The organism is Actinomadura fibrosa (genome assembly GCF_900659615.1).
GTDB classification, from domain to species: Bacteria; Actinomycetota; Actinomycetes; order Streptosporangiales; family Streptosporangiaceae; genus Spirillospora; species Spirillospora fibrosa.
Window position 1 is genome coordinate 17,101 of record NZ_CAACUY010000114.1, and the last position, 12,278, is coordinate 29,378.

Sequence of the window (12,278 nt, forward strand, 5' to 3'; positions counted from 1 at the left end):
AGCACATGGCGAACGACGAGAAGCTGCGCGATTACCTGCGACGGGTCCTGGCCGACCTGCAACGGACCCGCCGGCGGCTGCACGAGGCGGAGGCCCGCCGGACCGAGCCGATCGCGATCGTCGGCATGGCCTGCCGCCTGCCGGGCGGGATCTCCTCCCCGGAGGACCTGTGGGACCTGGTCGCGGACGGGCACGACGCCATCGGCGCGTTCCCCGCCGACCGCGGCTGGAACCTGGACGACCTCTACGACCCCGACCCCGAACGCGCGGGACGGACCTACGCCAAGGAAGGCGGCTTCCTGGCCGACCCCGGCGGGTTCGACGCCGCGCTCTTCGGCATCTCGCCCCGCGAGGCGCTCGCCGTCGACCCGCAGCAGCGCCTGCTGCTGGAGGTGTCATGGGAGGCGTTCGAGCGCGCGGGCATCGCCCCGACCTCGCTGCGCGGCGCCCGCGTCGGGGTCTTCTCCGGGCTGATGTTCCACGACTACCGGGACAACCTCGGCAGCCTCCCGGACGGCCTCGAAGGCTACTTCGGCATCGGCAACTCGGGCAGCGTCGCGTCCGGCCGCGTGGCCTACACGTTCGGGCTGGAGGGCCCGGCGGTGACGGTGGACACGGCGTGCTCGTCATCGCTGGTGGCCTTGCACCTGGCGGCGCAGTCGCTGCGTTCCGGCGAATCGTCGCTGGCCCTCGCCGGGGGAGTGGCCGTGATGGCGACGCCGGAGGTCTTCGTCGACTTCTCGCGCCAGCGCGGCCTGGCCGCCGACGGGCGCTGCAAGGCCTACGCGGACGCCGCCGACGGCACAGGCCTCTCCGAGGGCGTCGGAGTGCTGGTGCTGGAGCGGCTGTCGGACGCGCGCCGCAACGGACACGAGGTGCTGGCGGTGGTGCGCGGCTCGGCGGTCAACCAGGACGGCGCGTCCAACGGCCTGACCGCGCCGAACGGCCCCGCGCAGGAACGCGTCATCCGGGACGCGCTGGCCGCCGCGGGCCTGTCCGGTGCGGACATCGACGCCGTCGAGGGCCACGGGACGGGCACGCGCCTCGGCGACCCGATCGAGACACAGGCGCTGCTGGCGACCTACGGGCAGGATCGTCCGGACGGCCGGCCGGTATTTCTCGGGTCGCTGAAGTCGAACATCGGCCACACGCAGGCGGCGGCGGGCGTCGCCGGTGTGATCAAGATGGTGCAGGCGCTGCGGCACGGCGTGCTGCCCGCGACCCTGCACGTGGACGAGCCGACCTCACAGGTGGACTGGACGTCCGGCGACGTGCGGCTGCTGACCGAGGCCGTCCGGTGGCCCGAGACGGACCGGCCCCGGCGCGCCGGGGTGTCGTCGTTCGGCGTGAGCGGCACCAACGCCCACGTGATCATCGAGCAGGCCGTCGCCGAGCCCGGAGACGGCGACCGCCCGCACGAACCGGGACCGAGCGCGGTGCCCTGGCTGCTCTCGTCGCGCACCGCGGACGGGCTGCGGGCCCAGGCCGAGCGACTCGCGTCCTTCGTCCGCGAAAACGACGGCCTCACGACGGCGGAGATCGGGCATGCCCTCGCCACCGCACGCGCGACGCTGGAACACCGGGCCGTCGTGGTGGCCGGTGACCGCGCCGAGGCGATCGCGGCCCTGACGGAGGTCGAGTCGGCCGGTCCGGCCGAGGTCGACGGCAAGACGGTCTTCGTGTTCCCCGGCCAGGGCGCGCAATGGTCGAGCATGGGCGTGAAGCTGGCGGCCGAGTCGGCAGTGTTCGCCGGTGCGCTGGCAGAAGTCGAAGCGGCATTGAAGCCGTATGTGGACTGGTCACTGCACGAGGAACTGCGTGGCCCGCTTGATCGGGTGGACGTCGTCCAGCCCGCTTCGTTCGCGGTGAACGTGGCGCTGGCCCGGCTCTGGGAGTCGTTCGGCGTCCGTCCCGACGCGGTCGTGGGGCACTCGCAGGGCGAGATCGCCGCCGCGCACGTCGCCGGAGCGCTGTCGCTGGAGGACGCGGCCCGCGTGATCGCGCTGCGGAGCCAGGCTATCGCGCGCGGTTTGGCAGGCCGAGGCGGCATGGCATCGCTAGCGCTCCCCATCGAGCAGGCCACCGCCCGCTTGACTCCCGGTCTGGAGATAGCGGCCGTGAACGGCCCGTCCTCAGTGGTCGTCGCAGGCGATTCAGCGGCGCTGGACGATCTGGTCGCCGCCTGCGAAGCCGAAGGGGTGCGAGCACGCCGGATCCCGGTGGACTACGCCTCGCACACCTCCCACGTCGAGGCGATCGAAACCGAACTGGGCGACCTCCTCAACGGCCTTCAACCGCAACCCTCCCGGGTGCCGTTCTTCTCAACCGTCGAAGGACGATGGCTCGACACCACCGAGCTGGACGGCGGCTACTGGTACCGCAACCTGCGCCGGACAGTCCGGTTCGGCGAGGCGGCCGAAGCGCTCGCCGAGGACGGGTTCCGTGCGTTCGTCGAGGTCAGCGCACACCCGGTGTTGGTCCCCAGCCTGGCCGAAGCGGTCACCGCGCCCGCGGCCGTCGTCGGCTCCCTGCGCCGCGACGACGGCGGGCTGGACCGCTTCCTCCGGTCCGCCGGGGAGGCCCACGTCGCCGGGGTCGAGGTCGACTGGAGCGGCGCGTTCGGGCCCGGCCCGTTCCGGCACGCGGACCTCCCCACGTACGCGTTCCAGCACCGCCGCTACTGGCTCGACGGCGGGCGCGGCAGCGGCGACCTCGCCGCCGCGGGACTCGCGGACGCCGGGCACCCGCTGCTGGGCGCCGCCGTCCCGCTGCCCGACGGCGCCGTGTTCACCGGCCGCCTGTCGCTCCGCGACCACGGCTGGCTCGCCGACCACGCGGTCGCGGGGACGACGGTGCTGCCGGGGGCGGCGCTGGCCGAGCTGGCGCTGCACGCGGGCGCCGAGACCGGCCACGGCGCGCTGGACGAGCTCGTCATCGAGGCGCCGCTGACGGTGCCGGACGGGGACGACGTGCAGCTCAGGGTCGTCGTCGGCGGCACGGACGTCGCCGTCCACTCCCGGAGGGGCGAGGGGCGCTGGACCAGGCACGCCACCGGCCGGCTGTCCGCCGAGGGGCGCCCGCCGGAGCCGCTTCCCTGGCCGCCCGCGAACGCCGAGCCGGTCCCGGTCGGCGACTTCTACGAGCGGATGGCGGACGCCGGGTACGGCTACGGGCCCGCGTTCCAGGGGCTGCGCGCGGCCTGGCGGAGCGGCGGCGAGATCTTCGCCGAGGTGGAGGCGCCCGAGGGCGTCGAGGCGGGCGGCTACGGGCTGCATCCGGCCCTCCTCGACGCGGCGCTCCAGGCCACGAGCCTGCTCGGCGCGGACGAGCCGGAGGACGGCCTGCTGCCGCTGCCGTTCGCCTGGAGCGGCGTGCGCCTCCACGCCGCCGGGGCGTCGGCGCTGCGCGTGCGGGCGGCCTACCGGGACGCGGCGTCCGGATACGTGATCACCGTCACCGGCGCGGACGGCGCGCCGGTCGCCTCGATCGACTCGCTCGTCCTCAGGTCCGTGGCCGCCGACCGGCTGGCACCGGGCCGCGACCTGCTGTACCGGCTCGACCGGGTGCCGGTCGCGCTGCCCGCGTCGGCCCCACCGCTTCCGGACGAGGACGTGCTCGACCTCACCGGCCGCGGCGGACGGACCCCGGAGCGGGCGCGCGAGCTGGCCGCGGCGACGGCCGGGTTCCTGCGCGACCGGCTCTCCGGCGACGGCGGCCCGGTGGCGGTCCTCACCGGCGGCGCGCCCCGCGACCTCGCCGCCTCGGCCGTGCGGGGCCTCGTGCGCTCGGCGCAGCGCGAGCAGCCGGGGCGGATCGTCCTGGTGGAGGCGGACGCGGACTCGGCCGAGGACGCCAGGGCGTCGCTGCCGCGGGCCGTCGCGTCCGGCGAACCGCAAGTCGAGCTCCGCGCTGGCCGTGCTCACGCGCCCAGGCTGGTGCACGCGGGCACCGAGCAGGGCACCGAGCCGGGCGCGCGTGCTGAGGACGGCGCGCGTCCCCTCGACCCGGAGGGGACGGTGCTGATCACGGGCGGGACGGGCACGCTGGGCGGTCTCGTCGCGCGCCATCTGGCGCGGGCGCACGGCGTGCGGGAGCTCCTGCTCATCAGCCGCCGGGGCCCCGAGGCCCCGGGCGTGGACGAGCTGTCCGGCGACCTGCGCGCCGCCGGGGCGCGAGCCACCGTCGTGGCCGCCGACGCCGCCGACCGGGAGGCGCTCGCGGAGGTCCTCGCGGCGATCCCGGCGGAGCGCCCCTTGACGGCCGTCGTCCACGCGGCCGGGGTCCTCGACGACGCGCTGCTGGACGACCTCGACCGGCGGCGCCTCGACCCGGTGTTCCGCCCCAAGGCGGACGCCGCCTGGAACCTGCACGAGCTGACCCGCGACCTGGACCTGGCCGCCTTCGTCCTGTTCTCGTCCGGTGCGGGCGTCCTCGGCAACGCGGGCCAGGCCGGGTACGCCGCGGCCAACGGGTACCTGGACGGGCTGGCCCGGCTGCGGCGCGCGGAGGGCCTGCCCGCGGTGTCCCTCGCCTGGGGGCTGTGGTCGCAGGCGAGCGGCATGACCGGGCACCTCGGCGGGGCGGGGCTCGGCAGGCTCGCCCGCGGCGGCCTCGCGGGGCTCTCCACGGTGGAGGGCCTGGCCCTGTTCGACGCCGCCCTCGGCTCCGCCCTCGCCGCGGGAGACCCGGTGGTCGTCCCGGCGCGGTTCGACTTCGCGGCTCTGCGCTCCCTCGCCGCCGCGGGCGACCTGCCGCCCGTCCTCGGCGGACTCGTCCGCCCGCCCCGCGCGACCCCCCGCGCGGCCGAGGCGGAGCGGACCGGGTCGTTCGCCGAACGGCTCGCCGGGCTGCCCGCCGCCGAGCGGACGAACGCCGCGCTGGACCTCGTCCGCCGCAGCGCCGCCGCCGTCCTCGGGCATGCGACCCCCGACGCGATCGGCGAGGCGCAGGCGTTCAAGGACCTCGGGTTCGACTCCCTCGCGGCGGTCGAGCTGCGCAACCGGCTCGCCAAGGCGGCCGGGGTGCGGCTCCCCGCCACCCTCGTCTTCGACCATCCGACCCCGGCCGAGCTGGCCCGGCGGCTCCTCGCGGACCTCGTCCCGGAACCGCCCGGCGAGCCCGGCGACGGCGACGGCATCGCCGCCGCGATCGCCGGGATGAACATCGACGACCTCGTGGAACGGGCCCTGGGAGGCAACCGATGACCGACGACCGCGTCGTCGCGGCACTGCGCGCCGCGCTGGTCGACAACGAGCGGCTGCGGCGGGAGAACGACCGGCTGAGGCGCGCGGACGCCCCGGTCGCCGTGGTCGCGGCGGCGTGCCGCCTGCCCGGCGGGGTCGCCTCGCCCGAGGACCTGTGGGACCTCGTGGCGGACGGCCGCGAGGGGCTGTCGCCCTTCCCGGACGACCGCGGCTGGGACCTCGGCGGCCTCTTCGCCGACGACCCCGACCGTCCCGGCACGTCCTATGTCCGGCAGGGCGGCTTCCTGCGCGGCGCCGGGGCGTTCGACGCCGCCCTGTTCGGCATCTCGCCGCGCGAGGCGCTGGCCATGGACCCGCAGCAGCGGCTCATGCTCGAAGTGTCCTGGGAGGCGTTCGAGCGCGCGGGCCTCGCGCCGACCTCGCTGCGCGGCGAGCGCGTCGGCGTCTTCACCGGGGTCATGTACCACGACTACGCGACCGCGCTCCCGGAGGTCCCCGCCGACCTCGAAGGGTTCCTCGGCACCGGGACGTCGGGCAGCGTCGTGTCCGGCCGGGTCTCCTACGCGTTCGGCCTCGAAGGCCCCGCGCTCACGATCGACACCGCCTGCTCGTCCTCGCTGGTGGCCGTGCACCTGGCGGCGCGGGCGCTGCGCGACGGCGAGTGCGGGCTCGCGCTCGCCGGAGGCGTCGCGGTCATGGCGCGGCCGTCGCCGTTCGTCGAGTTCTCCCGGCAGCGCGGCCTCGCCCCCGACGGGCGCTGCAAGGCGTTCGCGGACGCCGCCGACGGCACCGGCTGGGCCGAGGGCGCGGCGGTGCTGCTCCTGGAGAGCCTGCCCGACGCCCTCCGCAACGGGCATCCCGTCCTGGCGGTGGTGCGCGGCAGCGCCGTCAACCAGGACGGCGCGTCCAACGGCCTCACCGCGCCCAACGGGCCGTCGCAGCAGCGCGTCATCCGCGCCGCGCTGGACGCCGCGGGCCTCGGACCGGCCGACGTGGACGCCGTCGAGGGCCACGGCACCGGGACCCCGCTGGGCGACCCGATCGAGGCGCAGGCGCTCCTCGCGACCTACGGGCGGGACCGGCCGGGCGACCGCCCGCTGTGGCTGGGCTCGCTGAAGTCCAACATCGGGCACGCGCAGGCCGCCGCCGGCGTCGCCGGGATCATCAAGGTGGTCGAGGCGCTGCGGCACCGCGTCCTGCCCGCGACCCTGCACGTGGACGCGCCGTCCTCCCAGGTCGACTGGGACGAGGGCGCGGTGCGGCTGCTCACCGCCGCGCGGGAGTGGCCCGACCCGGGACGCCCCCGCCGGGCCGGGGTGTCGTCGTTCGGGGTCAGCGGCACCAACGCCCACGTGATCATCGAGGAGGCCCCCGCGCCGGACGCGGACCCCGAGGCCCCGGCGCCGTCCCTGGGGGAGTGGCCCTGGGAGCTGTCCGGCGCGACGGCGGACGGGCTGCGGGCGCAGGCCGCGCGCCTCGCCTCCTTCGTGGAGGCGCGGCCCGCGCTGGACCCGGCCGCGGTCGCCGCGTCCCTGGCCACCGGCAGGGCGGCCCTCGCCCACCGGGCCGTCGTGGTCGCGGCCGACCGGGACGAGGCGCTGGCCGGGCTGCGCGCGGTGGCGGCCGGCGACCCGGCCCGGTCCGTCGTCACGGGCGTCGCGGACGTGGCGGGCCGGACCGTCCTGGTGTTCCCAGGGCAGGGCGCGCAGTGGTCGGGCATGGGCGTGGAACTGGCCGAGTCGTCCACCGTGTTCGCCGACGCGCTGGCGGAGGTCGAGGCGGCGTTGAAGCCGTATGTGGACTGGTCGCTGAACGAGGAACTGCGTGGCCCGCTGGACCGGGTGGACGTCGTCCAGCCCGCTTCGTTCGCGGTGAACGTGGCGCTGGCCCGGCTCTGGGAGTCGGTCGGCGTCCGTCCCGACGCGGTCGTGGGCCACTCGCAAGGCGAGATCGCCGCCGCGCACGTCGCCGGAGCGCTCTCGCTGGAGGACGCGGCGCGCGTGGTGGCGTTGCGGAGCCAGGCGATCGCGCGCGGCCTGGCAGGCCGAGGCGGCATGGCGTCGGTCGCGCTCCCCGCGGACCGGGTCGCCGAGCGGCTGCGGCGCTGGGACGGCCGGATCGAGACGGCGGCCGTCAACGGGCCGGCCTCGGTCGTCGTCGCCGGAGACGCCGAGGCGCTGGCCGAATTGGTCGACTCCTACGAGGACGAAGGCGTGCGGGTCCGCCGCGTCCCGGTGGACTACGCCTCGCACAGCTCCCACGTCGAAGGCATCCGGGACGAGCTCCACACGCTCCTGGACGGGCTCGCTCCCAAGCCGTCCGCCGTCCCGTTCTTCTCCACCGTCGAGGACGCCTGGCTCGACACGACGCGCCTCGACGCCGCCTACTGGTACCGCAACCTGCGCGGCACCGTGCGCTTCGACGCCGCCGTCCGCGCGCTCCTCGGCGCGGGCTTCCGGTCGTTCGTCGAGGTGAGCGCGCATCCCGTCCTGGCGCCGGAGATCCGGGACGCCGCCGGGCCGGCCGCCGCCGTGACCGGCTCGCTGCGCCGGGGCGAGGGCGGCCCGCGGACCTTCCTGCTCTCGGCGGCGGCGCTGCGCGTCCGCGGGGGCGGCGCCGACTGGTCCGCGCTCCTGGGCGGGCGGCCCCGCGTCGACCTCCCCACCTACGCGTTCCAGCACCGCCACTACTGGCTGGAGTCGTCCGCGCCCGCCCCCGCCAGCCGACCGACGAAGGAGCCCACCGTGGACGAACCGGCAGGTCAGGAGGCGCCGCCGTCCCCGCTCGCGGGGCTCGCCGAGCTCCCCGAGGACGAACGCCGGGAGGTGCTGCTGACGTTCGTGCGGACGGAGGCGGCGGCGGTGCTCGGACGGCCGGAGACCGAGGCGCTCGCGCCCGCCGACGTGTTCTTCGAGACCGGGTTCGTGTCGCTCACCGCCGTCGAGCTGCGCGACCGGATCTCCGCCGCGACCGGCCTGGAGCTCCCGGCGATGCTGCTCTTCGAGCGAGCGACCCCCGCCGAGCTGGCCGACCACCTGCTGTCCGAACTGACTGCGCCGGCCGACGCGAGCGAACCGGCCGGCGCGACCGAACCGGAGAAGGGCTGAGCCATGCCGTTCGACGCCGACGTCTACCTCAAGGCCCTCGACCACCGCGGCCCCGCCGCCCCCACCCTGGACACGCTCCGCGCCCTGCACCACCGGCACCTGATCACCTTCCCCTACGACAGCGCGCTGAACGCCGGACGCGGCACCGCGCTCTGGGCGGGCGTGGACATCGACCGCGACGCCGCGTTCGACGAGATCGTCGTCGGCGGGCGCGGCGGCAACTGCTACGAGCTGAACGGCCTCTTCCGCATCCTCCTCGCGGAGCTGGGCTTCGACGTCGGGATCTTCAGCGCGGGCATCCGGCAGATGGACGGCTCGTTCGGCCCGGACCTGGAGCACCTCTTCAACCACGCCCGCGTCGACGGGGGGCTGTACCTGGTCGACGTCGGCTTCGTCGGCCCGTCCTACCTCGAACCGCTGCGCGTGAGCGGCGAGGTACAGTCGCAGCACGGCAGCCGCTTCCGCGTGGTCCCCGCGGACGGCTACCACGTCGTCGAGCGCAGCGGACGGTCCGGGGTCTGGCAGGCGGTGTACCGGTTCCGCGACCGGCCCCGGGACCTCGCCGAATGGCAGGTCCCCTCGGCGGAGCTGGAGGCGTTCGCCCGGACGCTCGCGGGCGCAGGGATCCTGGTGCGCGGCCGCTCCTTCGCCACCGGGCAGCGCGTCCTCATCGGCAAGCGCCTGCTCACCGTGGACGACGGGCATGAGACCGTCCGGGTCCTCACCGATCCCGCCGAGCACGAGCGCGTCGTCGCCGAGATCCTGCGCACGCGGGCGGAGGACGCCCGATGAGCGCCGCCGCGGACAACGGCACCGCCACCGACACCGACGTCCTCGTCGTCGGGTACGGGCCGGTCGGGCAGGTCACCGCCACGCTGCTCGCCGGACGCGGCCACCGCGTCACCGTCGTCGAGCGCCGCCCGAAGCCGTACCCGATGCCGCGCGCCGTGTCGTTCGACGGCGAGTCCGCGCGCATCCTCGCCGCCGCCGGGATCGGCGAGGCCCTGCACACGGTGGCCGAGCCGTCCCGCGACTACGTCTGGCGGAACGGGGAGGGCGCGACGCTGTTCGAGACGGACGTCGCCGACCGCGGGTGGTCCGGCTGGCCCGACTCGGTCTCGATGTACCAGCCGGGCATCGAGGCGGCGCTGACCGAGCGCGGGACCCGGCAGCCCACCCTGCGCGTGCTCCGCGGCCACCGCGCGGTCGGCCTGCGCGACACCGGCGACCGGGTGGAGGTCGCCGTCGAGGGGCCCGAGGGAGGGGGGCTGTCCGCGCGGTACGTCGTCGGCTGCGACGGCGCCAACAGCTTCGTCCGCGACGCCCTGGACGAGGCCGGCGGCGCCGGCGCCACCGACCTGCGGTACTTCAACGACTGGCTGACCTGCGACGTCAGGCTGCACGAGCCGCGCGAGTTCGTCCCGAACAACCTCCAGGTCTGCGACCCGGCCCGGCCGCGCACCGCCGTCTCCGCCGGGCCCGGGCACCGGCGCTGGGAGTTCATGCGCCTGCCGGACGAGCCGCCCGAGGAGTTCGGCACCGTCGAGAACGTGTGGCGCCTCCTCGCGCTGTTCGGCATCGACGAGGGAACCGCGACCCTCGAACGGCACGCCGTCTACACCTTCCAGGCGCGGTACGCCGACCGGTGGCGGGCGGGGCGGGTGCTGCTCGCGGGCGACGCCGCGCACCTGATGCCGCCGTTCGCCGGGCAGGGCATGTGCTCGGGCTTCCGGGACGCCGCCAACCTCGCCTGGAAGCTGGACCTGGTCCTCACCGGCCGCGCCGGCGCGGCGCTCCTCGACACCTACACCGACGAGCGCCGCGAGCACGTCCGGCACGCGATCACCATGTCCGTCGACCTGGGCCGCGTGATCTGCCAGACCGACCCGGCGGCCGCCCGCGACCGCGACGCCGTCATGATCGGCATCCGCGAGCGCGGGCTGGCCGCGCCGCCGCCGACGGCGATCCACCCGCTCAGCCGAGGGCTGCTCGCCCGGGACGGCGGCGGCGCCCCGCGCGTCCCGGCGGGCGAGCTCACCCCGCAGGGCCGGGTGCGGATCGGCGGCCGCGAGGGCCTGCTCGACGAGCTCACCGGCGCCCCCGGCTTCGTCCTGCTCACCACCGAGGACCCCGGCGACCTGCTCGACCCCGCCCGTGCGGAGGCCCTGCGGCGGCTCGGCACGCGGACCGTCCGGCTGGACGCCGCGGCGGACCTCGACGCGGTGTACCTGCCGTACCTCGCCCGTACCGGCGCGGTCGCGGCGCTGGTCCGCCCCGACTTCTACCTGTTCGGCGCCGCGGAGGACCGGGACGGCGCCGCGGCCCTGGTGGACGAGCTCCTCGACGCCCTCGAAGCCGGGCCGGAACCCGGGCCGCGAGCCGACACAGCCCCGCACGCGACCAGCACGGACGGCACGGCCAGCGCGACCGGCGCGACCAGCACAGCTGGCGCGACCAACCCGGGCGGCGCGACCGGCACGGGCAGCGCGACCGGCATAGGCGGCGCGACCAGTGGGATCGGTGCTAGCGGTCGTGGTGGTGGGGTCAGCCGGTTTTCCTGAGGCCGGCCCACAGGTCGGCGGGCAGCTCCTTGCGGCGGCGGATGCCGAGCTTCCGGTAGATGCGGGTGAGGTGCTGCTCGACCGTGCTGGGCGTGATGTAGAGCTTCGCGGCGATCTCCCGGTTGGTGTTGCCGAGCACCGCCAGGGACGCGACCCGCCGCTCGGAGTCGGTGAGGGACGCGATGCCGTCCAGGCCGTCCGCCATCGCCTCCGCGCCGCCCAGGTCGTCCTGCACCGACAGCAGCTCCTGGGCGAGCGGCCGCATCCCGCACAGGTTCGCGACGTGCAGCGCCTGGCGCAGCAGCAGCCGGGCGCGCCGCCGGTTGCTCGCCGCGTGCACGCGGCTGAGGTCGGCGAGGACCCGGGCCTGCTCGTACCGGTCGCCGGACGCCTCGGCCAGGTCGACCGCCTCGGTCAGCAGCGGGAGCCGGCGGCCGATCGGGCTCGCCGCGGCCAGCAGCCGCAGCGCCGGGCCGCGGCCGTCGGTCCGCGCCAGCTGCTCGCGGATGAGCCGGCGGGCCTGGTCGCGGTTGCCGAGCCGCAGCCACGCCTCGGCCGCGTCGGTGCGCCACGGCACCGGCCCGGCGGCGTCCAGGCCCCACCCGCGGATCAGCTCGCCGCAGCTCAGGAAGTCGGCGAGGGCGGCGTGCGCGTGCCCGGCCGCGAGGTGGTGGTGCCCCCGCGCGTACAGGTAGTAGAGGCCGTGGCGGCTTTGGAACATCGGCTTCGGCACCGACAGCGCCAGGTGCTTGGCGGCCTCGTCGTGCTCGCCCGCCCGGCCGGCGGCCAGCACGTACGTGCCCAGCGGGTAGCCGATCGCCACCCCCCACGACTCGGCGCTCAGGCCCGCCAGCGCCTCCCGCGCCTCGCGCATCGCGCTCGGCAGGTCGCCGGTCCGCAGCGCGACCTCGGCGCGCGCCGCGGCGAACAGCGCCGCGCGGGTCCCCGTGCCTCCGGCGTCCCCGCCGGCGAGCGGGCGGGCGCACCACTGCGCCGCCAGGTCGAGCCGGTCCGCGCGGAGCAGTACCTGGACGGCGAGCAGCGCCGCCTCGGTCGTCCACGGGTTGCGGCGGTGCAGGGGCAGGTCGCGCAGCACCTGTTCGGCGCGTTCCACGACGCCGTGGGTCCGGCGGCGGGTGAGCCCGTCCGCGAGGATCGCGAGGGCGTGCAGCTGCGGGTCCTCGCCGGGCGCCGGGACGGCGAAGCGCCGGTCGGCGGCGAGGACGGGGGTGCGCCGGTCGCGGGCGAGCGGCGGGTGCGCGTGCGCGAGCCAGACCTCGATGTCGCGCAGGCCGCCGCTCTCGGGCCGCGCGTTCGCGCGCAGCCGGTCCAGCACCCGCACCGCCTCCGCGCCCCGCCCGAACCACAGCAGCCGCCCGACCAGGGCCAGGCCGTCGGCGAGGCCG

The 12,278-nt window shown here is 76.4% G+C and carries 5 protein-coding genes; 4 read left to right on the plus strand and 1 reads right to left on the minus strand.

What is annotated here, in order from left to right:
- Positions 1-5: 5 nt before the first annotated feature.
- Genes E1300_RS29730 through mhpA form a run of 4 tightly spaced genes read left to right on the plus strand, consistent with a single transcriptional unit; the run spans position 6 to position 10,872 of the window.
- Positions 6-5,204 (plus strand): type I polyketide synthase, encoded by a 5,199-nt coding sequence (locus E1300_RS29730; protein ID WP_131760408.1) that lies wholly within the window; start codon positions 6-8, stop codon positions 5,202-5,204.
- Positions 5,201-8,311, plus strand: coding sequence for a type I polyketide synthase (locus tag E1300_RS29735; protein ID WP_131760409.1), 3,111 nt, complete (start codon positions 5,201-5,203; stop codon positions 8,309-8,311). Before E1300_RS29730 ends, E1300_RS29735 begins: the two co-directional genes overlap by 4 nt.
- 3 nt (positions 8,312-8,314) lie before the next feature.
- Positions 8,315-9,103 (plus strand): arylamine N-acetyltransferase family protein, encoded by a 789-nt coding sequence (locus E1300_RS29740; protein WP_131760410.1) that lies wholly within the window; start codon positions 8,315-8,317, stop codon positions 9,101-9,103.
- A complete protein-coding gene (gene mhpA / locus E1300_RS29745) occupies positions 9,100-10,872 on the plus strand; it encodes a bifunctional 3-(3-hydroxy-phenyl)propionate/3-hydroxycinnamic acid hydroxylase MhpA (RefSeq protein WP_278045400.1) in 1,773 nt (590 codons plus the stop codon). The genes E1300_RS29740 and mhpA overlap by 4 nt, the downstream gene beginning before the upstream one ends.
- On the opposite strand, the gene E1300_RS29750 is transcribed toward mhpA, so the two are convergent.
- The coding region (locus E1300_RS29750; protein WP_131760411.1) for a helix-turn-helix domain-containing protein at positions 10,856-12,278 on the minus strand (1,423 nt) is incomplete at its 5' end. The genes mhpA and E1300_RS29750 overlap by 17 nt on opposite strands.

Coding starts and splice junctions, on each gene's coding strand:
- E1300_RS29735 (WP_131760409.1), top strand. CDS start 5,201: ATGACCGACGACCGCGTCGTCGCGGCACTGCGCGCCGCGCTGGTCGAC.
- E1300_RS29730 (WP_131760408.1), top strand. CDS start 6: ATGGCGAACGACGAGAAGCTGCGCGATTACCTGCGACGGGTCCTGGCC.
- mhpA (WP_278045400.1), top strand. CDS start 9,100: ATGAGCGCCGCCGCGGACAACGGCACCGCCACCGACACCGACGTCCTC.
- E1300_RS29740 (WP_131760410.1), top strand. CDS start 8,315: ATGCCGTTCGACGCCGACGTCTACCTCAAGGCCCTCGACCACCGCGGC.